Origin of the sequence: Weissella thailandensis, from assembly GCF_001932615.1 — a bacterium.
Classification (GTDB): Bacteria; Bacillota; Bacilli; order Lactobacillales; family Lactobacillaceae; genus Weissella; species Weissella thailandensis.
This window is the reverse complement of record NZ_CP014332.1, coordinates 1217338-1242632: the sequence shown is the minus strand read 5'-3', so window position 1 is coordinate 1242632 and position 25295 is coordinate 1217338. Positions and strand designations below refer to the sequence as shown.

Annotated in this window: 21 protein-coding genes and 1 pseudogene; 21 read left to right on the top strand and 1 reads right to left on the bottom strand. The window is 38.5% G+C overall.

Annotated elements, in window-relative coordinates; genetic code table 11:
• Positions 1-96 precede the first annotated feature (96 nt).
• The 14 genes from FOL01_RS06105 to map all read left to right on the top strand — a co-directional run bounded on the left by FOL01_RS06105 (position 97) and on the right by map (position 14095).
• Positions 97-1308: an FtsW/RodA/SpoVE family cell cycle protein gene (locus FOL01_RS06105; RefSeq protein ID WP_083603451.1), complete on the top strand. Its 1212-nt coding sequence runs from the start codon at positions 97-99 to the stop codon at positions 1306-1308.
• A complete protein-coding gene (locus FOL01_RS06100) occupies positions 1309-1620 on the top strand; it encodes a YlbG family protein (RefSeq protein WP_075269816.1) in 312 nt (103 codons plus the stop codon). It abuts the gene before it with no gap.
• The gene (rsmD, locus tag FOL01_RS06095) at positions 1620-2174 is read left to right on the top strand and encodes a 16S rRNA (guanine(966)-N(2))-methyltransferase RsmD (protein WP_075269815.1); all 555 of its coding nucleotides are present in this window, start codon (positions 1620-1622) and stop codon (positions 2172-2174) included. Before FOL01_RS06100 ends, rsmD begins: the two co-directional genes overlap by 1 nt.
• 3 nt (positions 2175-2177) lie before the next feature.
• The gene (gene coaD, locus FOL01_RS06090; RefSeq protein WP_075269814.1) at positions 2178-2654 is read left to right on the top strand and encodes a pantetheine-phosphate adenylyltransferase; all 477 of its coding nucleotides are present in this window, start codon (positions 2178-2180) and stop codon (positions 2652-2654) included.
• A 1-nt stretch (position 2655) separates the two neighbouring features.
• Positions 2656-3714, top strand: a complete 1059-nt coding sequence (locus tag FOL01_RS06085) for a SepM family pheromone-processing serine protease (RefSeq protein ID WP_075269813.1) — start codon at positions 2656-2658, stop codon at positions 3712-3714.
• A gap of 268 nt (positions 3715-3982) precedes the next feature.
• Positions 3983-4981, top strand: a complete 999-nt coding sequence (locus FOL01_RS06080) for a lipoate--protein ligase (RefSeq protein ID WP_075269812.1) — start codon at positions 3983-3985, stop codon at positions 4979-4981.
• Positions 4982-4997: 16 nt separating this feature from the next.
• Positions 4998-6134, top strand: coding sequence for a thiamine pyrophosphate-dependent dehydrogenase E1 component subunit alpha (locus tag FOL01_RS06075; RefSeq protein ID WP_075269811.1), 1137 nt, complete (start codon positions 4998-5000; stop codon positions 6132-6134).
• Between the two features lie 2 nt (positions 6135-6136).
• Positions 6137-7117, top strand: coding sequence for an alpha-ketoacid dehydrogenase subunit beta (locus FOL01_RS06070; RefSeq protein WP_075269810.1), 981 nt, complete (start codon positions 6137-6139; stop codon positions 7115-7117).
• Positions 7110-8411, top strand: a complete 1302-nt coding sequence (locus tag FOL01_RS06065; RefSeq protein WP_075269809.1) for a 2-oxo acid dehydrogenase subunit E2 — start codon at positions 7110-7112, stop codon at positions 8409-8411. Before FOL01_RS06070 ends, FOL01_RS06065 begins: the two co-directional genes overlap by 8 nt.
• A gap of 3 nt (positions 8412-8414) precedes the next feature.
• Entirely contained in the window at positions 8415-9821 is a 1407-nt protein-coding gene (gene lpdA, locus FOL01_RS06060) for a dihydrolipoyl dehydrogenase (RefSeq protein ID WP_075269808.1), read from the top strand.
• Between the two features lie 34 nt (positions 9822-9855).
• Entirely contained in the window at positions 9856-10653 is a 798-nt protein-coding gene (locus FOL01_RS06055; protein ID WP_075269807.1) for an alpha/beta fold hydrolase, read from the top strand.
• A 186-nt stretch (positions 10654-10839) separates the two neighbouring features.
• Positions 10840-12471 (top strand): peptide ABC transporter substrate-binding protein, encoded by a 1632-nt coding sequence (locus FOL01_RS06050; RefSeq protein ID WP_075269806.1) that lies wholly within the window; start codon positions 10840-10842, stop codon positions 12469-12471.
• A gap of 163 nt (positions 12472-12634) precedes the next feature.
• Positions 12635-13270 carry an NAD(P)H-binding protein gene (locus FOL01_RS06045; protein ID WP_075269805.1) on the top strand — a complete coding sequence of 212 codons (636 nt, stop codon included), beginning with the start codon at positions 12635-12637 and terminating at the stop codon, positions 13268-13270.
• A gap of 21 nt (positions 13271-13291) precedes the next feature.
• Entirely contained in the window at positions 13292-14095 is an 804-nt protein-coding gene (map, locus tag FOL01_RS06040; RefSeq protein WP_075269804.1) for a type I methionyl aminopeptidase, read from the top strand.
• Positions 14096-14182: 87 nt separating this feature from the next.
• Here the strand turns inward: map and FOL01_RS06035 are convergent, their stop codons facing one another.
• Positions 14183-16102: a sucrose-specific PTS transporter subunit IIBC gene (locus tag FOL01_RS06035; protein ID WP_075269803.1), complete on the bottom strand. Its 1920-nt coding sequence runs from the start codon at positions 16100-16102 to the stop codon at positions 14183-14185.
• A gap of 233 nt (positions 16103-16335) precedes the next feature.
• On the opposite strand from FOL01_RS06035, the gene FOL01_RS06030 reads away from it, so the two are divergent.
• The 7 genes and pseudogenes from FOL01_RS06030 to pgmB all read left to right on the top strand — a co-directional run bounded on the left by FOL01_RS06030 (position 16336) and on the right by pgmB (position 24911).
• The gene (locus FOL01_RS06030; RefSeq protein WP_075269802.1) at positions 16336-17811 is read left to right on the top strand and encodes a sucrose-6-phosphate hydrolase; all 1476 of its coding nucleotides are present in this window, start codon (positions 16336-16338) and stop codon (positions 17809-17811) included.
• 56 nt (positions 17812-17867) lie between these two features.
• Positions 17868-18851 (top strand): LacI family DNA-binding transcriptional regulator, encoded by a 984-nt coding sequence (locus tag FOL01_RS06025; protein WP_075269801.1) that lies wholly within the window; start codon positions 17868-17870, stop codon positions 18849-18851.
• Between the two features lie 315 nt (positions 18852-19166).
• Entirely contained in the window at positions 19167-19871 is a 705-nt protein-coding gene (gene treR / locus FOL01_RS06020; RefSeq protein WP_075269800.1) for a trehalose operon repressor, read from the top strand.
• 11 nt (positions 19872-19882) lie between these two features.
• Positions 19883-20371, top strand: a complete 489-nt coding sequence (locus tag FOL01_RS11265) for a PTS sugar transporter subunit IIA (RefSeq protein WP_207649834.1) — start codon at positions 19883-19885, stop codon at positions 20369-20371.
• 15 nt (positions 20372-20386) lie between these two features.
• Positions 20387-21898, top strand: a complete 1512-nt coding sequence (locus FOL01_RS06015) for a PTS transporter subunit EIIC (protein ID WP_207649833.1) — start codon at positions 20387-20389, stop codon at positions 21896-21898.
• 21 nt (positions 21899-21919) lie between these two features.
• Positions 21920-24229 (top strand): glycoside hydrolase family 65 protein, encoded by a 2310-nt coding sequence (locus tag FOL01_RS06010; protein WP_075269799.1) that lies wholly within the window; start codon positions 21920-21922, stop codon positions 24227-24229.
• 5 nt (positions 24230-24234) lie between these two features.
• Positions 24235-24911 (top strand): annotated as a pseudogene (gene pgmB / locus FOL01_RS06005) (beta-phosphoglucomutase).
• Positions 24912-25295 lie beyond the last annotated feature (384 nt).

Genomic DNA, 25295 nt, shown 5'->3' with positions numbered 1-25295 from the left:
TGCTGAAAAATAAAATAATCTGCCTTAAGAATAAGGTCTTCAGGTAATTAGATGTGATAAAATGGAAAAAGCTATTTATAAAAGGAGCTCAATGATATGGAAGCAATAGATACTCATCAGCATAGTGGTGGGAAAAAACATCTGAGCTTAATGGGACGAATAAAAAATAAGTTTCGTTATTTAGATTTATGGTTATTAATACCAATTATCGCCATAATGATTTTTGGCGATGCAATGGTTTACACTGCAAGTACCAATATGGCCATTGGGTCTGCTAGTAGCTTTCTAATTAAACAAGCTGTATTTGGTCTCATGAGCTTAATCATCATGCTGGTTATTTTTGCATTGAAAATTAATTGGCAATCAAAATTTGTGATTCGATCTATTTTGGGTATTAATGTTATTTTGTTGATAAGTTTGGCATATGCACTGTTATTCGGTCAAGTCACTTCAGGAGCAAAGGGTTGGATTTATATTGGTTCTTTTGGTATTCAACCAGTTGAGTACTTTAAGATAAGTATGATTTTATATATTGCTCATCGTTTTTCTAGAAAGAAACCAGATAAAAATAGTTGGTTTCCTAAAATTAAAATGCAGGATTTGTTGATTCCTTTTGCAGGAATGACACTAGTCTTTTTGATGCCTGATTTTGGTGGAATTGTTATTTTATTGTTAATCTTTTTGATAGTTCTAATGATGGCTGGTGTTAGAATGCGCAGTCTTTTAACTTTAGTAGGATTTGTTTTAGCATCTTATATTGCAATTCCATTTTCATTACCATTATTAGGGAAATTACCATTTTTCCAATATCAAATTGCTCGATTTGAAGCGTATGTTAATCCATGGGTGGCTAGTGATTCTGGTCACCAATTAATTAATTCATATTATGCCATTAGTAATGGTGGTTTGTTTGGCCGTGGCTTAGGAAATAGTATTCAAAAAACGGGTTATTTACCGGAACCAAATACGGATTTTATTATGGCAGTAGTTGGTGAAGAACTTGGTGCAATTACAATTTGGGCTGTTCTAATCGTATTTGCCGTTATCATTTGCCGACTGATAGTCATGGGAATTCGTGCACGCCATATGCAACAAAGACTAGTACTCTATGGTATTGGGACATATGTTGTTGTCCAGATATTGATCAATCTAGGTGGTGTCGTTGGTATTCTACCGATTACAGGGGTAACATTCCCGTTAGTTTCTTATGGTGGATCTTCTTTGATTTCTTGGGGAATAACATTTGGTGTGGCTCTAAATATTGTTGGCCAGATAAAGTACAGTACTGAGTTAGAAGAGGTGAATTAAATGACATTTGTTGTAAAGCCAAGGCGCAGCGTTATTGTCTATTTAAAAAATGTTCGGCAAGCGCGCCAGTTACGTCGTTTTGGTGTCGTTAATTATATATCCGAAAAAATGAAATATGCAGTTATTTATATGGATGAAGATGATATTGAGACAAAGACAAAGCTAATTGAAAGATTGGGCTTCGTCTCTTCTGTTAGTTTGTCACACTGGCCTGAAGTTGATACCACTGTGGGTAGTGATGGTGAATCATTTGAATTGATGATTGACCCCGATGAATTATCAGATGAACCGATTGATGAAGAGGAATTGTGATGCGAATAGTAAGTGGTGATTTTGGTGGACGACCTTTAAAAGCTGTTCCAGGTAATGCAACAAGACCAACAACTGACAAAGTCAAAGAAGCGCTGTTTAATATGATTGGTCCCTATTTTGATGGTGGCCGTTCTTTGGATCTATATGCAGGTTCAGGTGGATTAAGCATCGAAGGTGTGTCTAGAGGAATTGATGAGGCCGTTTTAGTTGATAGACAATATGCTGCAATCAAAACGATCAAAGAAAATATTGCTGTAACAAAACAGCCAGAGAAATTTCATGTGATTAAAAGTACTGCCGAAGCAGCCATTCATCGATTACAAAACACGATACCCTTTGATATTTTGTATTTTGATCCACCATATGCAAAACAAACAATCGTTAAGGATCTTGAAGCGTTGGTTAACGCGGATCTTGTTGCAGCACAAGCCTTAGTCGTAGCAGAAACAGACCAATTCGCTGATTTACCAGAAAATTTACCCGGTTTTGAGCTAATTAAGCAGAAAGATTATGGCATTACGGTAATTACTTTATATCGTTACACAGGGAGGTAAAATATGGTAAAAGCATTGTTTCCAGGTAGCTTTGATCCATTTACGAACGGCCACTTGGATATTGCCTATCGTTCGGCAGGACTTTTTGATGAGGTTATTATTGGCGTTGGTACCAATTTGAGTAAGCAGTATCTTTTTCAAACTTCTGAAAAGATTGCACTAATTGAACAGGCAACTGCTCATTTAAAGAATGTGTCGGTTGTTGAGATGTCTGGTTTAACCGTAGATTTCATGACAAAGATTAATGCAAATGTATTAATTCGGGGTCTCAGAAACGAAAAGGATTACCAATATGAACGAGATATTGCGCAAATGAATCAGGAGTTAGGCGATGTTGAAACCGTATTTCTCTTAGCTAAACCAGATCACCAATTCTTATCGAGCTCGTTACTAAAAGAGGTGGCTAGCACTGGTACGGATATTTCAAAATATGTACCTAACAATATAGAAAAAGCTTTGAATGAAAAGTTAGGTAAATAATATGGGAACAAAAAAAGTAAATAAGAAGTATAAACGTTTAAAAATAGTTGGGATAATTAGTCTGGTCTTGGTTTTAATTGGGTTAGTTATACCATTACCACTATATGCGGAATCACCGGGTGAGGCAGATGATTTAAAATCATATATTAAAATAGATGGTAAAAAGCCCAAGGCTGATGGGAAATATATGATTACTGCCGTTTATTTGTCTAAAGTTAACGGTCTGGGTGCAATCATTGCTGCTCTTAATCCAACGACAACATTGATGACTAGCCGTGAGGCCAATGGTGGTTCAAGTGCATCGGATAGTCAAGCCATTAATAAAATATATATGGATTCAGCTGTAAATGAGGCTAAAGCAGTTGCTTACAAAGAAGCAAAGGTACCTTATAAAAGGACGTTTAACGGTATTTACGTGATGTCTGTTCAGGAAAATTCGAATTTTAAGAATAAGCTACGTGTCGGTGATACGGTGACCGCTGTTGATGATAAGCAATTCAGCTCTGCTAAAGGTTTTCAAAAGTATATTCGATCGAATAAGGTCGGAACCTCGATGACGATTACTTATAAGCAAAATGACAAACCTAAAACCGCTACAGGTAAGTCAGTGGCTTTAACTGGTACAAAAAAGCTGCCAGGTATTGGTATTGCTTTGACTGATTCGGTTGACGTTTCCTCACCACGCCAAATTTCAGCAAACATGGGAGAAATCAGTGGTCCTTCTGGTGGCTTGATGTTTGCCTTGCAGATGTATGATGGCCTGGCTTCAGAAAATTTGGCTAATGGTCGTAAGATTGCGGGAACTGGTACCATTGATAAAAATGGTCGTGTTGGTGAAATTGGCGGCATTGATAAAAAAGTTATTGTCGCTCATGATGCTGGGGCTAAAGTATTCTTTGCACCTTATATTAAACCGACTAAGCAAAATCTGAAGTATGAACCTGATGGTAAAACAAATTATCAAGAAGCCGTTAAGGCGGCTAAAAAATATGCACCTAATATGAAAGTAGTGCCAGTTAAAACATTTTCAGATGCACTAACATATTTACGCACTCACTAAATTAGAAGTAGTTGCATATACGGTACACATTAAATATAAAAATAAATAAAAAAATGTCGCTATGATAACACATTTGCATGTGTTAATAGTGACTTTTTTTATTTAAAAAAATATTTTATATACGGTTTATAACATAAATAAAAATACTATATAAATGAATTATCAACTTGTTTATAATATCACAAGCCTCTTTTGTAGGATAGGTAAATAGTGATATAATGAAACATGTAGAAAGATGTAAGCGCTTTCTTGGAGGGGGACATATGTATTGAGGTATATTAATTATTTAGGCACAGATGCCTATCAGAATATTGCTATGGATAGTTGGTTGTTATACAACCTTAAGCCAAAGGAACCAGTATTCACACTATGGCAGAATAAAAAAGCTGTCATTGTGGGACAAAATCAAAATACTTTTGGGGAAGTTAATCAGGAGTATGTTGATCAAGAGGGTGTGCAAGTTGTTCGCCGAATGTCAGGTGGTGGCGCTGTTTATCACGACTTAGGGAATATTTGCTTCACGTTCTATGTGCCAGTTGAAAGTAGTAGTGAGGTCAACTTTAAACAATTCGTTGAGCCAATGTATGATGCACTACACGCAATTGGTATTGATGCCAAGATTACTGGTCGAAATGACTTAGAAGTAGATGGTAAGAAAGTCTCAGGTAATGCACAACGTTACGCAGGTGGTTATCTTATGCACCACGGTACGTTGATGTGGGACACTGACGTAGAGGCCATGGTTCGGTCGTTAAATGTTGCCGATGAAAAATTCATTTCAAAGGCAGCAAAGTCCGTGCGTGCACGGGTAGGGAACATTAAGAACTATGCGCCAGGAGGTCAAACTTTAGAAGACTTTATGGAAGCTTTACGTTACTATCTGACCGACGAGGGGAAAGATGGTGAATTGGTACTGACCGATGAACAAATCGCTGACATTAAACGTTGGCGTGACGAGCGATTCTCAACTTGGGACTGGAATTATGGTAAGAGTCCTGTGTTTGATTTCACGAATCACGCGAAATACGATGGCGGTAGTGTTGACGTTAAAGCGAATGTTAAGGAAGGTAAAATTCAAGATATTGATTTTACAGGGGATTTCTTAGGTGTTCGTGATTGGCGTGAAATTAAAGATAAGTTCATTGGTCAGGTATTTTCACCTGAGGCAATCCTTAAAGTCTTGAATTCTAATTCGGATGGCCAATACTTTGGTGGTATTACCAACGATGAGTTAGCGGTATTGTTTACTGGAGACAGTGATAAGTAGAAAGGGGCTACATGCAATGGCAAGTATCGCAGATGCAAACAAGAAGGTTTTAGATTTTGATGAGCAACTAGAAGCGCAAGATGAATTTTTTCCAACATTAAAACTGTTGGATAATGATGGAAAATTGTTGGATAAGGCAGCTTACAAGCGTTCTGAATTAACAGATGAAGATCTAGTTGAAATTATGAAGAAAATGTTATTCAGTCGTCAACTAGATATTCGTTCAACGAAATTGGCTAAGCAAGGTCGTTTTGGATTCTTTGCGCCAACTGCTGGACAGGAAGCTTCACAAATGGCTTCAGCTTATGCTTTCGGTAAGGAAGATTGGCTATTCCCAGGCTATCGTGATATTCCTGAAATTGTTGATAAGGGATGGCCAGTATGGAAGGCGATTCTTTGGTCACGTGGCCATGCTAAAGGAAATGAATTTACTACAGAAGATGGTGAACCAGTTAACTCATGGATGCCACAAATCATTATTGGTGCACAATATGTTGAAGCAGCTGGTGTTGCCTTAGGCTTGAAGAAGCGTAAGGAAGATGCTGTTGCCTATGCATATACAGGTGATGGTGGAACTTCACAAGGAGACTTCTATGAAGGTGTGAACTTCGCCTCAGCTTACAAGGCAAACGCTGTGTTCTTCGTACAAAATAATGGTTACGCTATTTCAACGCCTCGTGAGTTGCAAACGGCTGCACCACATTTGGTAGCTAAGGGTTGGGGATCAGGTATTCCTAGTTTAGTTGTTGATGGAATGGATCCATTGGCAATGTACTTGGCATCTAAAGAAGCTCGTGCTTGGGCTGCTGCTGGTAATGGTCCTGTTTTGATTGAGACATTGACTAACCGTTTGGAGCCACATTCAACAGCTGGTGATGATCCACTACGTTATCGTACTAAGGAAGACATTGCTGAGTGGTGGAAGAAAGAGCCATTGATTCGTATGCGTAAGTTTATGAGTGAAAAGGGTATCTGGGACGACGAGAAGGAAGATGACTATATTGCTGAAGTAGATAGTTATATCGACGATCAAATTAAGATTGCTGATAACATTGACAAGCAAAAGATCTCTGATTTCCTAAAGAATACTTTGGAAGTTCCAGGACAAGTAATGAAGGAACAAATTGAGCACTTCGAGAGCGAGGGTAAGTAATTATGGCTAATAAAACATATATTGCAGCAATTCAGGATGCTTTAGATTTAGCTTTGGACAAAGATGAGAACACCCTAATTTTTGGTGAAGATGTTGGAGAAAATGGTGGTGTGTTCCGTGCTACTGATGGTCTGCAAGCAAAGTATAGTGAAGATCGCGTATTTAATACGCCTTTGGCAGAATCAGGAATTGGTGGTTTGGCGATTGGGTTAGCAGCCACAGATTACCGACCAATTATGGAGATTCAATTCTTTGGTTTCTTATTCGAAGTAATGGATTCAATTGCTGGTCAAATGTCACGTGCACGTTTTCGTTTCAACGGTACACGTAATATGCCAATCGTTGTTCGTTCACCATATGGTGGTGGTACTAAGACACCTGAAATGCACGCGGATAATTTGGAGGGTATTGTGGCGCAAGTTCCTGGACTTCGTGTTGTTATGCCAGCTAACCCAGCTGATGCAAAAGGTTTGCTATTAAGTTCAATTGAATCTGATGATCCGGTTGTTTACTTAGAGAATTTGCATTTGTACCGTTCAATGAAGGGTGAAGTTGCTGATGGTTATTATACAACACCATTGGATAAAGCAGCGATTGCTCGTGAAGGTTCTGATGTAACCATCGTTTCATATGGTGGTGCGGTGCCTGTATCCTTAAAGGCTGCTGATGAGCTAGCCAAGGAAGGCATTGAAGCAGAAGTTGTTGACCTTCGTACGGTGTCACCAATTGACATTGAAACAATTGGCGAATCGGTTAAGAAGACAGGTCGTGTTGTCGTGGTACAAGAAGCACAACGTATGGCTGGAGTTGCAGCTACAGTGATGGCTGAGATTTCAGAACGCTTTATCTTGAGTTTGAAAGCACCAATTGGCCGTGTAGCTGCACCTGATACAGTATACCCATTCGCTCAAGCAGAAAATGATTGGATGATGAAGGCTGATGACGTTGTTGCTAAGGCCAAGGAGGTTGTGAACTATGACTGAGATTTTTACGATGCCTGATATCGGTGAAGGAATGGCCGAAGGGGATATCACAAACTGGTTAGTTAAGGTTGGTGATACAGTTAAGGTTGATGATTCTGTTGCTGAAGTGCAAAACGATAAGTTAGTTCAAGAAATTGTGTCACCATACGCCGGAACTGTTACAAAGTTGTTCGTGGATCCTGATACAACGGTTGAAGTCGGTGATCCATTGATTGAGTTTGATGGTGATGGTAGTGGTACTGGAGCTGGTGAAGCAGCCCCTGCACCAAAGGAGGAAGAGACACCTGCTGATGAGCCAGAAACTTCTGAAGCACCTGCAGCTCCTGCTGGTAATGTTGTTGCAACCAATGGACAAATCTTAGCCATGCCATCAGTGCGTCACTACGCATTTGAAAAGAACATTGATTTGTCACAGGTTCCTGCATCAGGACGTCATGGTCACATTACAATGACTGATGTGACTGGATTTAATGGGGCACCAGCAGCGCCTGAAGCACCAACACCTGAACCACAAGCAGCACCTGTTGCACCTGAGGCTAGTGTTCCAGATGAGAAGCCAGCACCAGAAAAGAAGGTTGAAGTAGCTGATACGAAGTCAGGACGGCAACCAATGTCTGGTGTTCGTAAGGCAATTGCAAATGCAATGTCTGTACAGAATTCAACAATTCCTACAGTTACCAACTTTGATAGTGTTGAAGTGTCAAAGCTTGTTGCTCACCGCTCAAACTTCAAGGAGCCAGCTAAAGAGCAAGGTGTTAAGTTGACTTACTTAGCTTATGCAGTAAAGGCATTGGCTGCTGTTGGTAAGAAGTTCCCTGAAATCAATGCTTCTATCGATATGGATAGTCATGAAGTTATTTACCATGATACGGTTAATGTTGGTGTGGCTGTTAATGCACCTTCAGGATTGTACGTACCAGTCGTTGCTCATGCTGAGAGTAAGTCGATTATGACAATTGCCACTGAAATTGCTGACTTAGCTAGTGCTGTCCGTGAGGGAACGATTAAGCCTGCCCAAATGCAAGGGGCAACGATTACAATTTCTAACTTAGGTTCAGCTCGTGGTACCTGGTTCACACCAATTATTAATGGTAAGGAATCAGCTATTCTAGGCTTAGGTTCAATTTTGAAGGAACCAATCGTTGATGAAAATGGTGAATTGGCTGTTGGACAAAACATGAAGCTATCACTAAGTTATGACCACCGTTTGATTGATGGTATGTTAGGTCAACAATCAATGAATTACTTAAAGAAATTGTTGGCTGATCCTAGCTATATGTTGATGGAGGTATAGAAAATGGTTGTTGGAGCAGAAGCGACTGATGTTGGTACAGTTATCATTGGTTCAGGACCTGGGGGATATGTTGCAGCTATTCGTGCTGCCGAACTAGGTCAAGATGTAACTTTGATTGAACGAGACGATATTGGTGGAGTTTGTTTAAACATTGGCTGTATTCCATCAAAGGCTTTAATCAATGTTGGTCATCATTATCGTGACAGTCAAGAGGAGAATCCCTTTGGTTTGTCCATGACTGGTAAGTTAGATTGGGATAAAGCGCAAGATTGGAAGCAACATAAAGTTGTTGATCAATTGACTGGTGGTGTTGCAATGTTGTTGAAGAAACATCACGTGAAAATTATTAAAGGTGAAGCAACATTCAATGATAATGAAACATTAAATGTGGTTCAAGAAGATGGTCACCAGTTATTGCGTTTTGAAAATGCCATTGTGGCTGCTGGTTCACGTCCAGTAGAAATTCCTAGTTTGAAATTTGGTGGTCGTATCGTTGATTCAACTGGTGTGTTGAGTTTACCAGAAGTACCTGAACACCTCATCGTTGTTGGTGGTGGTGTCATCGGTTCTGAACTTGGTGGAGCTTATTCAAACTTGGGATCGAAGGTAACCATTGTTGAAGGGTTAGATCATACATTGAATGGCTTCGACAAGGAAATGACAAAGCCTGTTTTGAATGACTTTAAGAAGCATGGTGGTGAAATTGTAACTTCAGCTATGGCTAAAGGTGCAACACAGACCGACAAAGATGTTACATTGACTTATGAAGTTGATGGCAAGGAACAAACAGTGACAGGTGATTACTTGTTAGTTTCAGTTGGTCGTCGTGCTAACTCGGATACATTAGGACTAAATAATACAGATGTTAAAGTTGGTGATCATGGCTTGATTGAAGTGGATAACCAAATGAAGACGAGTGTGTCACACATCTATGCACTTGGTGATATTGTTGCTGGACCTGCTTTGGCCCATAAAGCAATGTTTGAAGGTAAAGTTGCCGCAGCTGCCATTAGTGGTGCAAGCAATGCACATGACCTTCACTATTCACTACCAGCTGTTGCTTATACGCAATATGAATTGGCAACAACTGGTGAAACACCAGAATCAGTTAAGGCAAAGGACTTAAACGCTAAAATCAGTAAATTCCCATTTGCTGGTAATGGACGTGCCTTAGCAATGGATGCGGGCGTGGGCTTTATTCGTCTGATTACTGATAAGGATAGTAATGCCATGTTGGGTGCACAGATTGTTGGACCGTCAGCATCTGACTTGATTTCTGAACTTTCATTAGCGATTGAAAATGGCTTAACATCTGAAGATATTTCGTTAACAATCCACCCACACCCAACTTTGGGTGAGGCTATTATGGATGCTGCCGAAGTGGCAGATGGTCTAGGTATTCATGTATAATAGATTAAAATAACGATGCAGAGGTGGGTAGGTAATGTCTTTCTTTAAAACAAATGACGGTGTGCGATTACATTATCAATTCGATGGTAACAGTGATCATCCAGTCGTCGTCTTTCTCGGTGGCTATACAAGTATGATAACGACATGGGTGGCGCAAGTTGAAGCATTTAAAGCTGCAGGCTTTCGCGTACTGCGTTTTGAGTATCGTAATCATGGCCAGAGTGAACAGACGGACAAAAGCTTACGTATTTCTCGGTTAGCGATGGATTTGGCCAATTTATTGGATTACTTACATGTAAACCAATTTACCTTGATTGGTCATTCAATGGGAGCGATGGTTGCCAGTCAGTATATTTCACTATTTGGTGATCGCCAAGTAAATGTTATTGTGACTGAAGATCAGACACCCAAAATGTTGAACGAAGATGGCTGGCAATATGGTGTTAAAGATTCCTCCTTTGCCCGTATTAGTCAAATTTCTGATAGTTTCCCGACAACAAAACTAGTTAAACAAGCCATTCCAAAAGAGCTGAAACGTCAAGTCTCAGACGGTTATGTGCCGTTTGACTTTGAAAAAAATCGCCCATTGATGATTGATGGGATTGTCCAAGATTGGCGTGATGTTGTTCGTCATGAACGGATACCACATCTATTTTTGGCGGGTGGTGCATCCCCAATGTATCCAGTAAATCATGCAAAACATGCCCTTGATTTACAAGGAATTACAGGTTCGGCAATGCACGTCTTTGACGGCGCAGGTCATATCCCACATTTGGAATTTCCGGATGAATTTAACCAAGTTGTGCTAGGGTTTATTAAAAAATTTAGTTAAGTATGTCTTTAGTAACATAACTTTTCACGATGTGTATAGTTAAAAATTAGATGTTTAGGCTACGAAGTCTAGACATCTTTTTTTATGCTTCATTAAATAAATTAAAAAACAATTAGACAAATGAGAAAGTGCGTGCTATTATAATAACACTATTAAAATTAAACCGTTCACAAAGGGGAATTAGGTATGAAAAAATTTGGAAAAGTTGCTGCAGTTGCTGCGTCAGTGACAATGGTTGGGAGTGTTGCCTTGCCGGCAGTTTCGGCATCGGCAGCGTCTACGGGCAAGACAATTAATTGGTCAGAAATTGCAGCATTACCAACCATGGATCCAGCCAAGTCTACCGATACTGTATCGGCAGATGCATTGGGGGCAACGAGTTTACCTTTGGTACAGTTTGGTAAGGGCAGCAAACTTGAAAATGAAGCAGCCAAGAGTTATGAAAAGTCAGATGATGGTCTAACTTACACTTTCCATTTACGTTCTGGATTAAAGTGGGAAAATGGGGATGATTTGACAGCAAAAGATTTTGTCTATGGTTGGCAACGTTCAATCGACCCTAAGACGGCATCAGAATATGCTTACTTGTTTGATAGTGTTAAAAATGCAAAGGCCATTCAGGATGGTAATAAGAAGCCTTCAGAATTAGGTATCGAAGCAGTGGACGACCAGACTTTGAAGGTGACTTTGGAATCGCCTGCATCATATTTCTTACAAGAATTAACAATGCCCGTGTTCTTCCCAGAGAACCAAAAATTTGTGGAAGAAAAGGGAAACAAGTTTGGAACTTCAGCTGCCAACTATTTGTCAGCAGGGCCTTATAAATTTAAAGGCTGGTCAGGTTCAAATAATAAGTATTCATATGTAAAGAATAATAAATACTATGATGCGGATAAGGTCAAAACTAAGAAAATTGCTGTGCAAACCATTAAGGACCAAAATACTGGTTATAACTTGTATCAAGGAAAGAAACTTGATTTCACACCATTGTCGCCAGATCAGGTGAAGGCTTCAAAGAGCAAGAAGGGTTATAAGGAGATTAAGTCTGGTGCAACACAAGCCTTGCAAATGAATCAAGAAAAGGTACCTGAATTCAAGAATACTAAGATTCGTCAAGCCATTTCTTATGCTGTCAACCGTAAGGCATTATCAAATCAAATTGTTACTGGGTCAGCTATTCCGGCAACTACCTATACACCTAAAGGCTTAGTAAAAAATCCTAATAATAACAAGGATTTTGCAACCGATGCTGAAGTAAAGGGGGCAGTTGGTTATGATAAGAAGAAGGCAGCTAAGTTGTTCAAGGCGGGCCTTAAGGAAGTTGATAAGTCAAAGCTATCGGTCCAATTGTTAACTGACGATGATGATACCTCAAAGCGTGTTGCCCAATTCTTACAAGAGCAACTAGAAAAGAACTTAGACGGTATGGATGTCTCAATTAAAACAGTCCCAAAGAAGCAACGTTTGAAGTTGAGTACTGATGGTGATTTCCAAATGCTAAACTTTGGTTGGTTGGCTGATTATCCGGATGCCTCATCATTCTTAGATTTGTATAAGGCTGATGCATCATACAATTATGGTAAGTGGCAGAATGAAGACTACAATGCTGCTTTGGAGAGTGCCGAAGGTAAGAATGCTAATGACAAGAAGGCCCAATATGCTGACTTCAAGAAGGCCGAACAAATTCTTGAGAAGGAAGCTGGTGTTGCGCCTTTGTACTACCGTTCAACGGCGTCATTATTGAATCCTAAGGTTAAGGGTGTTGTGGCCAATCCGACTGGCGCACCATTTAACTTTAAGTATGCTGTTAAACACTAAATTAAATATTTTATAGTAACGCAATAGGCTGGAACATAGTAAATGTTCCAGCCTGTTTTGTTATTTAAATCCATTAACGCCTTTTAATTAATGTTAAAATATATAGAAATATCATATATGAACAATGACGATTCTCAATTAAGTAAAGAAGGGGACAATGAAAATGAAAATAACAATTATGGGTGGAACCGGTTATATTGGTCAGGGGATTCTATCTGCACTCGTCCAGGATAGAAATAATTACGAACTGACTAGTTTATCTCGGTCTGGTGCCCAAAATCATACAAACTTAGTTGATTCTGTGACTTATTTGGCTGTTGATTTGACTAAGCCAGGTCATTGGCAGACGGTCATTGATAGTTCAGATGTTGTCGTTGATTGTGTGGGAATCTTTTTACCTAGTAAACGGAAAAATACGAGTTATCAGAAAAACAGTATTGATCCTGCAAAAAAGGTCATTGACGAGCTAATGGCCAAGACAACGCAAACAAGATTTGTCTTTATTGCTGCTAATAATGCACCGTGGCCGCTTAAAAATTATATGAAAGCAAAAGAAGAGGTTATTGATTACGGTGTCGAAAAGTTGGATAATCGATTTGTAGCTGTTTATCCTGGAATGGTGTACGATAAGCAACGTATGCTTAATTTCATTCCAGGCGTATTATTACATTTCGCCATCTATGGATTACATTTGAATTTTTTGAAAAAATATCGTCCAGTTAAACGCCAAAAGTTTAATCAGGAAATGCTTCAAATTATTAAGCAACAATCCAGTGTTTTGACGAACAAAATATCATAATTACCTATAGGAGAGAAAAAGTTGATCACTTTAAAATCAAACAGAGAAATTTCAGGCATGGCACACTCTGGTAAAATTCTAGCGGGTGCCCATCTTGCATTACGAGATAAAATATATGTTGGCATGGATACTTGGGAAATTGAGGAAATTGTTAACCAATATATTCTTGAGCATGATGCAAAACCTTCAGAAAAGGGCTTTGAAGGATATAAATATGCCACTTGCATTAGTATTAATGATGAAGTAGCACACGCAACACCACGTAAGGGATTAAAATTAAAAAATCATGATGTTGTGACAGTGGACTTTTGTGTTAATTGGCATGGTTATGAAAGTGATTCTGCTTGGACTTATGTTGTTGGTGAAAGTACACCCGAAATCGATCATTTAATGGATGTGACTCACACGGCTTTGTACTTAGCAATCGATCAAGCGCAAGTTGGTAATCGTTTAGGTGATATTGGTTTTGCCATTCAAGACTATGTGGAAAATGAAAACCATATGGGTGACGTCCGTGATTTGATTGGTCATGGTATTGGTCCAACGATGCATGAAAAGCCAGATGTGTTCCACTATGGTGTCGCACATAAAGGGTTACGTCTAAAAGCTGGTATGGTCATTACCATTGAGCCGATGGTCAATGCAGGTGGTGACTGGGAAATTAATACTGAAGTCGTTCCCGAAACTGGATGGGAGTATTATGTCTCAGGAGATGGTAGCTTGTCAGCACAGTATGAGCATACAATTGCGATTACCAATGATGGACCTAAAATTTTGACATCCCAAGATCCAGTTGGCGATGCCAAGTATTTATGGCAAGATTAATCATTTTGAATAATTAGCACAAAAAGGCAACCCGATTTATTAAAAAACGGGTTGCCTTTTTTGTGCATATTCTTGATTATTAAAATTTTAAGCTGTTACAGCAACTAATGGATCACCGTTTTTGACCTGGTCAGTTTCAATCGGTTCAACGTTGGCGAAGTCTGCGGTATTCGTAATTGCCATAATTAGTGTTGGATCATAACCGGCATCGATAATTTTTTCAATTTCAAAACTACCTAATGCTTCACCTGCAGTAACATGTTGGCCTTGAGAAACTTTAGAATCAAAATATTGTCCTTTTAAATTAACAGTATCAATTCCTAGGTGAATTAAAATTTCTGCACCATTGTCTGATTTAATACCATAAGCATGTTTGGTTTCATAGGCAACTGTAATTGTACCAGAAACGGGTGCGTAGATTGTTGTATCACTTGGTACAATTGCGGCACCATTACCCATTAATTTAGAAGAAAAGACCTGGTCATTGACGTCTTCTAATTTAATGGCTTGACCAGAAACGGGTGTGTTAACAATTTCATCGGCTAAGTTAGTTTCAACTGGTGTATTGGCAGCTGGCTTAGGAGCATCGTTTTTATTACCACCATCGATAACGGCGAACTTCGCTGCATTTTTCTTACCGTATAGATAGGTCAGTGTAAAGGCAATTACAAATGAAATCACTTCACATAATAGATATGCGGGAATTGATTTTGCATTAATTGACAAGAAGCCAAGGAACCCTGCTGATCCAAGCGATACGGCGATGACATGCATTAAACCGGCTAATGCTGCGGCTACACCGGAACCGATAAGCGCACAGCAGAATGGGAACTTATATTTTAGGTTAACTCCAAATAAAGCTGGTTCGGTAATACCCAATAGGGCAGATACAGTGGCAGAAGATGATAATCCTTTCATCTTTTTGTTTTTTGTTAGAGCAAATACGCCAAATGTCGCAGCACCTTGTGCGACATTTGCCATTGAAGCAACAACAAATATAAAGTCGCCGTAACCACTGTGATTTTGTGTGAATGCCGTAACCAATTGTGTTTCAATAGCTGGAAAACTTTGATGAAGTCCGGTTAATACGATTGGTGAGTATAATAGTCCAAAAATACCCGTTCCAACAAAGCCTAATGTTTGATAAATAAAGACAATACCATTAGTAACTCCGTCTGAAAGTAGGCGCATGACTGGTCCAACGATAACAAATGTTAGAAACCCAGTCACCATTAATGAAATTAGAGGTGTAAAAGTAAAATCAACGGCAGATGGTAATCTTTTATGTAAGTATTTTTCAATTAACGACAAAATACAAACGGCAGCTAGCACAGGAATAACTTGATAATAGTAGTTATTTTGTGAAACAGCTAAACCGAAAATGTCCCAGGATTGGTTGGCTATTAAGCCTGGCGAGACCATAATCATAGCTAAAGCTGCACCTAGGTATTGGTTAGCACCAAAGCGTTTAGCAGCTGAAATACCGACCAAGATGGGCATGAATATGAAGGGAGCAGCTGACATGACTTGAATCATTGCTGAGAATCCCTTAATAACTGGGAAACTGTCTACTAAGGCCTTTGGCCCAAACAAGTCAGGTGAAGTTAGGAAGTTATTTAGCGCCATTAACAAACCACCAGCGACTAAGGCTGGAATGATTGGCACAAAAATATCAGATAGTAATTTAATAAAAGCCATGATTGGATTTTTCTTTTTACCATCTTGGGTGACATTTTTAAGTTCTTCAGTTGAAACTGGGGTCACATCTGCAATATTTATGAGTTCGTCATAGACATTATTGACATCCCCAGGACCGATGATGATTTGATATTGGCCATTTGTTTTGAATGTTCCTTTAACGTCATCGTTATTGTCTAGAGCATCTTGATCTAGTTTACTTTCATCTTTGATAACTAATCGTAGTCGTGTTGCACAATGTGCAGCAGCAGCAAAATTATCCTTACCAACCGCTGAGACAATCTCATTAGCGACTTTTTTATGATCCATTTGTCTACTCCTTGTTAATGAAAACGTTTTCTTTTTATTACACTTATTAGGATACCTTATTTTGGTTATATGTCAAACGTCTGACATACCTTCTTTAATAAGTTTATATTTTTTAAATTATTGATAGTTTTTCTATATGTCAAACGTTTGACATATTGTGCAACATAATCTATCTTAGAAGTGATGATTTTCTAATTTAGAAACACTGCCAATTTAATAGGGGATTAATTCATATGATTTGGACTAGAGAAAAAAGATACCAACCTTACAGCGCATATTCAGAAGCAGATAAAGAAACTCTAGCAGAACAAGTATCATCGTCAGTGTACAAGCCGGCGTTTCATATACATCCGACTTCAGGATTACTGAATGATCCTAATGGATTTTCTTATTTTAATGGTCAATGGCATATATTTTATCAAGCTTTTCCTTTTGGACCAGTTCACGGTCTAAAATCATGGGTACATTGTGTTTCAGATGATTTAGTTCATTGGCATAATTTAGGTATTGCATTAAACCCAGGAAATCAATATGATTCGCATGGTGCTTATTCTGGGTCAGCACAAGTGATCAATGATAAATTATTCCTTATGTATACAGGTAATGTACGAGACAAAAATTGGCAACGTCGTAGTTATCAACTTGGTGCTTGGATGGATGAAAATAACCAAATCACAAAAGTAAACCAACCGCTCATTACAGCGCCTGATTATGTGACTGAGCATTTTAGAGATCCACAATTGTTAAAGGTGAATGATGAATATTTTGCTTTAATTGGTTCACAGGATAAACAAAATTTACGTGGTGAATTTTCATTATATAAAACTCAGGATTTAAAAAATTGGGAAGATATGGGGTATATAAAGCATAATCTTGGTGATATGGGCTATATGGTTGAGTGTCCAAACCTAGTTTATGTTGATGATAAGCCTGTACTAATTTTTTGCCCACAAGGATTGCCGCAGAATATATTACCAACAGACAATATTTATCCAAATGTTTATACGGTTGGTAGTAATTTGGATTTTAAAACTGGTACTTGGTATTCTGACACATCAACGTTAATGCAATTAGATGCTGGTTTTGATGTTTATGCGAGTCAGGCATTTAATGCACCAGATGGACAGGCCTATTTGATAAGTTGGGTCGGACTACCTGAAATAAACTATCCATCGGATAAGGAAAATTGGGCTCATTGCCTTAGTTTAGTGAAGCGATTAAAAGTGGTCGACAATAAACTTTATCAAATACCAGTAACAGCTATGTCTACATTGGCTGTTGCAGAACAAACATTACCCCAAAATCAACAAGTATTAGTCACTGATACAAAGCAACAATACGAGTTAAAACTGGACTTGGATTCTAATCAAACAGGCAATTTATTATTAGCTAGCGATGGCACTAGTGATAACGGCTTACAATTACAATTTGACACAAACAATGAGGGTTATCTAATTGTTGATCGATCAAATGTCGGTGAGAAATTTGCAACAAAGTATGGTGAAACACGCAAAGTAAACGTCAACCCTCATAAAAAGTTATCATTAGATATTTTCGTTGATCATTCAATTTGTGAGATTTTTATAAATGGTGGTGAGCAGGTCATGACGTTACGTTTCTTTGCACCGCAAACACAGACAATGATTGCGTTTTCTGAACAAAATACGCTAAAATATTCAGGTAGCTATATCTTATTAAGTGATATGTGATAGCTAATATTACATGAAATTATTAGAAATTTGTATTGAAAAAAGGATGTGCCATTGTGAAACCAAAGTTATCTGATGTTGCTGAAGAAGCAGGTGTATCACCAACAACTGTCTCTCGTGTTATTAACAATCATGGTTATTTGAGTGCGGCAACAAAACAAAAAGTTTATGATGCAATGGCGACGTTGAACTATCAGCCCAATTCTTTAGCAAGATCTTTGAAGGGAAAAAAGTCGCATATAATTGGTCTTATTTTCCCTGGTATTACAAATCCTTTTTTTGCAGAATTGATTGAAAAACTAGAAAAACAGTTATTCTTGCAAGGTTACAAGGTTATTTTGTGTAATTCTGCTGATGATGTTGCGAAAGAACGTAATTATTTACAAATGTTAATTGCTAATCAAGTTGATGGCATTATAACTGGCGCACATAATTTAGGGATTGAAGAATATCAAAATACAAATTTGCCCATTGTTGCCTTTGATCGACGGTATACGGATGGTATGCCAATGATTAGTAGTGATAACTTGCAAGGAGGTATTTTGGCAACGGATACCTTATATCAGGCAGGTGCGAAAAATATTTACTTTATGGGAAATCCCAACCAAAAAGGTAATCCCACCGATAGACGCTTGCAGGGGTATCGACAACAAATGGCTAAATTAGGCTTGGAAAATCATGTTTTTCCGATTTTCTTTGATGAAACTCCAAAAATCAAACAAGTCTCTATTCAACAATTTTTAAAGAAAAAGCAAGCTGATGGTATTATTTGTAGTGATGATTTAACGGCTATTCTTGTATTACAAACGGCCCGTGAGTTGAACATTCAAGTACCAAATGATTTGAAAATCATTGGTTACGATGGCAGCAATTTTATTAGAACATACTTTCCTGAATTGAGCACAGTGGTACAGCCAATGGATGACATCGTGATGATGCTTGTTGAAAGTTTGATCAATCGTATCACAAATCGTGAAGATAAACTTGAAGAGAGTGATTTTATTTTACCAGTCTCTTTGTATCATGGTGGCACAGTATAAATTTAATAGACAAATACAGTTTTGAAATGAAGTGTTTTTTATTTTCAAAACTGTATTTTTTTGTGCAAAAATAAGTCAGCCGACTGGCTTCTAACATGATAATCTAAGAAAGCCTCAGACATATTAAGGTACTTTCAGGTAAGAAAAGTAAGCAAGAATTGTTTAAAATCTAAAAAAACCTGACTAGTCTAGAAATGCTTGCCCCTGCATGGTTAGCTAAAACCTGACTAGTCTGGTTATGTAAAGCTTGATACAAATGAATTGAAACCGTTTTCATAGTCATGTACACTGAACGTGTTGAAAGGGGATATTGAAATGGAAAAATATCAAAAAATATATTCTGACCCCTTGAAAGCATTACAAGATAATGTCTACCAACCAGGTGATTACTTACCGAGTGACGGGCAGCTGGTTATACGTTACCAAGTATCTCGTGAGACGGTGCGTAAAGCTGTTAAAACATTGGCTAATGATGGCTATGTGCAAAGGTTACCTGGCCGAGGTTCAGTTGTTTTGGATCGAAAGCATTTTGTATTCCCGGTTTCAACACTTGAAAGTTATCGTGAAATGGTTGCGCAAGCGCACCTAGATGCTAGTAATGATGTCATCGTTATTAAGCAGAATGTGCCTGTTCCGGAAAAATTAACAGGAGGTGACTCGCCAGTATTAAGCACATTGGTCGTACGTCGGCGTTGGGTTGATGGTGAAGAGATGGTCTTAGATTACGATTATATTAATCAAGCTGTTATTGATCATGTTCCGCATACGGCGGCTAAGAATTCATTGTTTGATTACTTTGAAAATCAGTTAGGTTTACAAATTGATTATGCGGTTAAACGAATGACAGTTGAAAAAGGAAATGTCAAAGATCGACAGTTACTTCATATTGATGAGGGGATGTCTATGGTGGTTATTCGGAGTGAAACCCGTTTATCGGATAATCGCATCTTATCTTATACTGAATCGCGACATCGTGCAGATCGCTTTACAAGTGTTGAATTTGCAAGACGTCATAAATAGGAGGGCTATATATGTTTGGGTTTGGAAAGAAAAAAACAGTTGCTGATGACAACAAATTGTACACGCCAGTAACAGGTGAGGTTATTCAATTAGAAAATGTTTCTGATCCTGTATTTGCTGGGAAAATGATGGGGGATGGTTTTGCTGTGGAGCCTACGGATGGCACAATTGTTTCTCCAGTTGCTGGTAAAGTAACTATTCAGCAAGAACATGCCGTTGGTTTAGAACGGGCCGATGGGTTGGAAATACTTGTACACATAGGTATTGATACAGTTTCGCTAAACGGTGCGCCATTTACACCAAATGTGAAAGTTGGAGATGTTGTCGATGGCGGCGATACTCTAGCAACGGTGGACTGGCAACAGGTTGATAATGCGAAATTACCAAAGACAACGATGGTGCTCATTACTAATTCGGCTGAAAAATTAGATACTTTGTCTGTAGAAGTAGGAAATTCATCAGCTGGTAGTCAGATTGGGCAAGCAGTTGCCATAGGTTAAACGGGGGAAATTGAGATGGCAAAACAAAACTATGATGAATTAGCACAGAACATTATTAAAAATGTCGGTGGTAAAGATAACGTTGATAAGGTCATTCACTGTATTACACGTTTGCGATTTTATTTGAATGATGAGAAAAAGGCAGATACGGATGCAATTCAAGACCTAGATGGCGTTGCTGGTGCTGTCTATAATGCGCAATTAGGCCAGTATCAAGTGGTTATCGGACAAGCAGTGGAAGATGTCTACGATAAAGTGATTGAACAACTGGGTGATGATGTCATTGACGAAGAGGCAACTGATGCTGCCGTTGAAGCAACAGGTGGCAAGCAATCAAATAAGCCGGATGGATTCTTTGGCATGATTAAATATGGTTTCCAATTATTGATTGGAACAATTACTGGATCAATGATGCCAATTATTGGTTTGTTAGCTGCTTCAGGTATTTTAAAAGGTGTTTTAACGTTATTTACGTTTAACTTGGGGTGGATCAATGAGTCTTCGGCAACGTATCAAATTATTAATACAATTGCCGACTCAACATTCTATTTCTTGCCGATTCTCGTTGGGTATACTGCTGCTAAGCAACTAAAGTCAGATCCAATTATCGTTGCTGCTATTGCTGGTGTATTAGTTCATCCAACGATGGTGGAATTGGGAGAAAAAACTTCAAAGAACTTTGTTGAATTCCTTGGGGTAACTATGAATGCGAGCTTCTTTGGTTTACCAATTCATATTCCCTCATATACGTATTCAATTTTCCCAATCATCTTTGCGGCGTGGCTTGCACGACCAGTTGGTAACTGGTTTAAAAAGGTCTTACCTTTGAGTCTACGTTCAATCTTCCAACCACTATTCACATTATTCATCGTTTCAGTTGTCGTGCTAGTTGTTGTTGGACCTGTGATTACGCTAATCTCATCTGGATTGGCAACGTTTATCAATTGGCTAGTAACATTGAATCAAGCTATTGCTGGATTACTCATTGGTGGTCTTTATCAGGTACTTGTGATTTTCGGATTGCACTGGATGATCATTCCGATTATTTCCAACGATATTGCACAAACCGGTCATTCAGTTTTGAACGGATTGATTAATTTCACGATGATTGCGCAAGGTGCTGGGGCACTAGCCGTTTGGGCAAAAACAAAGATTACAAATATTAAGAGTTTGGCATTCGCTGGTGCCTTGTCGGGATTTGCTGGTGTAACTGAGCCGGCAATGTATGGAATTAACTTGAAGTATGGTCGCGTATTCTGGATGGCTAATATTGGTGGTGCTGTCGGTGGACTGATTGCTGGACTGTTACATGTTGATATGTTTGGGTTCACCGGTTCATGGATTGGATTCCCATCATTCTTCTCAAAGACAGATCCAAATAACATTTGGTACTTCGTCATCGCCGCTACAGTAACCACAGTTGTTTCATTCATTGCGGTCTACTTCTGGGGATTCAAGGATTCTGATGTAAAGAATGCCAAGAATGCTGAAAAGAAAAACGTATTTAAGGATGCTGTTAACGACTAATTTTGAGGAAGGGAGCTTTTGATGAATTCAAATAATTGGCAATTAAGTTACGACACGGTCTCGCATGGTGTTCGTGCTTATGGTGAAGAATCATTACTTACTTTAGGGAATGGGTATCTTGGTTGGCGTGGTGCCCCGATTATGACATCTTATAGTGATGATCATTATCCAGGACTCTATGTTGCGGGGGTCTTTAATCAAACGTCAACACCAGTTGCTGGTCGTGATGTTATTAATGAGGATATGGTCAACTTGCCCAATCCACAGTTATTAAAGTTGGCTGTCGATGGTGAACCAGTCGTATTTGATCCTACAACACGGGAATCAGTACTCAATTTTGATAGCGGTATTCTCTCAGAGAGCTATACAATACCAACTGTTAAAGGGGAATTGACATTAAAAACTCAGAAAGCAGTCAATCCATTTAAGATGCATCAAATCGGCCTATCTATTGCGATTAGTGGTGATTTTACTGCCGATGTAACTGTCCAAACTATTATTGATGGTCGTGTTGAAAATAAAAATGTTAAACGCTATCGTGATTTTGAATCAAGAGAATTTGATGTGACTGCTTTAACGACAGATAAATTAGTCGCTGAAACCCGACAGTCAGGCATCAAATTGGTCGTAGGTGCAAAAACAAATAGTGATGCAGCTGAATTTTCAGTGACAACAGGACAAGACCAGATAGTTGCTACGGGTGATTTTAAGTTAACCCCTGGGGACACGATTAATATTGAACGAGTTATCGGTATTGCTACAAGTTACGAAGAGGCTGATCCAGAGCAGGTTGTTGATGAACAATTGACTAATGCCACATTTAAAGAAATTGTTGCTGATTCTGTTAAGTATTGGCAGGATGTGTGGTCTGAAGCAGATATCATCCTAGATAGTGATGCTCCTGATTTGCAACGAATGATTCGAATGAATGTTTTTCATCTTCGACAATCAGCACAGCACTACGCTAATCAGTACCTAGATGCTTCTGTCGGTTCACGTGGTCTAACTGGTGAAGGTTACCGAGGTCATATTTTTTGGGATGAAATTTTTGTTGTCCCTTATCTAGCAGCTAATGATCCGCAGACTGCTAAGGATATTTTGAAATATCGTATTAATCGTTTAGAGGGTGCCCAAGCCAATGCCAAGATTGATGGTGAAAGTGGTGCCATGTATCCTTGGCAATCTGGAATGACTGGTGATGAACAAGCGCAAGTTATTCATTTAAATACGGTTAATAATGAGTGGGATCCTGATAATTCAAGGCTCCAACGTCATGTATCCTTAGCGATTGTTTATAATTTATGGATATATGTGCAGTTAACAGGTGATGAAAGCATTCTTCAGGATGGTGGCCTCGATGTCGTTGTTGAGACTTCAAAGTTCTGGTTAAACAAAGTGACTCTAGGAGATGACGGCCATTATCACTTAGCAGGTGTGATGGGACCAGATGAATTCCATGAAGCTTATCCAAATGCTGATACTGGTGGCATCACCGATAATGCTTATACAAATTTGATGTTAACTTGGGCATTGAATTGGCTACAAGAACTTAGTCAACACGAAAATTTGCCAGCCATTGATGACGTATTGCTAGAAAAAGCACAAGATGTCTCAACCCGGTTATCATTAGAAATTAGCGATGCAGGTATCATTGCCCAATATGCTGGTTATTTTGATTTGAAAACAGTCGATTTTGAGGCATATCGACAAAAATATGACGATATTCATCGAATTGATCGTTTGATGAAAGCGGAAGGATTATCACCGGATGATTACCAGGTTGCCAAACAGACCGATAATTTGATGACGTTGTATAACTTAGGTGCAAATCACTTTGTAAAACTAGTTAATCAGCTTGGGTATACTCTGCCAACAGATTGGTTACAGAAAAATACTGATTATTATCTAGCCCGAACGGTTCATGGTTCAACGACTTCACGACCTGTTTTTGCTGGTATTGATATTACATTAGGTAATAAAGAAAAGGCATTAGAATATTTAAAGACGGCTATTGGTTCAGATTATTATGATATTCAAGGTGGTACAACGGCAGAAGGTATTCATATTGGTGTCATGGGCGAAACACTGGAAGTCATTCAAAATGAATTTGGAGGGGTTTCATTGCGAGACGGTCATATTGTCATCAATCCAAGTTTACCTAATGGTTGGCGTAGGCTGTCATTTAAGCAAAAGTTCCGTGGTGTTTTAATTTCGTTAGATATTTATCCTAATTACGTGAAAGTCGTAGCTGATAAGGATATTACGGTAACTATTTACAATAAGACTATTAATTTACATGCCAATGAGGAACAACAAGTTTCAGGAGGTTAACACAAATGAGTGAATTTGATGTAATTAAAGGATTTGCTTTTGATATGGATGGTGTTTTAGCTGACACAGCTCGTTTTCATACCATTGCCTGGCGTAAAATTGCGGATGAAGTAGGGACAACTTGGACCAAAGAGTTAGAAGAGGGTCTCAAAGGTATTGATCGCATGGGAAGTTTGGCGTTGATCATATCAGCTGGAGGACATGACGATGAATATGATCAATCAGCACGTGAGGCATTAGCTGAGAAAAAGAATACCAATTATCGTGAATTAATTTCCACATTGACACCCGATGATATTTTACCAGGTATGCAGCAATTCTTAGATGAATTAAAGCAGCAAGCTATCAACTGAGCGTTGCTTCAGCTTCCAAAAATGCGCCATTTATTATTGAACGGCTTGGTTTGGCTGATTACTTTGAGGCGGTTGTGGATCCGGCATCAGTGGCTGCTGGTAAGCCCGATCCAGCTATCTTTGCAGCAGCGGCTAAGGTTTTAAACTTAGAACCTGAACAGGTTATTGGGTTAGAAGATTCCGCAGCTGGTATTCAGAGTATTAATGGTGCTGGCGAAATTAGTGTTGGGATTGGGGATGCAAATGTTTTAGTCGAAGCCGATGTGAACTTTGACAAAACAGATGATGTGACATTAAATGCAATAAAAGTAGCTTTGGATAGCAAATAAAAAAATTAAAAAGTGGCTAATTTTGGTTAACAATCAAAATTAGCCACTTTTAGTTTGGCAAAGTTTAATTTACTTAGTATGGTAGGAAAATTTCCCTAACACAATAATTATATACATTTTTAGGGCTGATTTGTCTCAAATTCGTTAGGTTATCTGACATACGTTTCGATTTTTCTAATCTTTTTCTAATTTAATATTTGCCGTATTTTGGTTCCAACATGTTTTTCACGAAAGATAGTTGCAAGTTTTAAAATTTATTTGACGATATTATCTTGTTTCTATTTGGCATACTCATAGATTTGATAATATTTCTAATTGCATTAAATTAAATGCTATATACATTCAATAAGCCTTTAATTAAGCAATTTTTCATAAGAAAGCGGT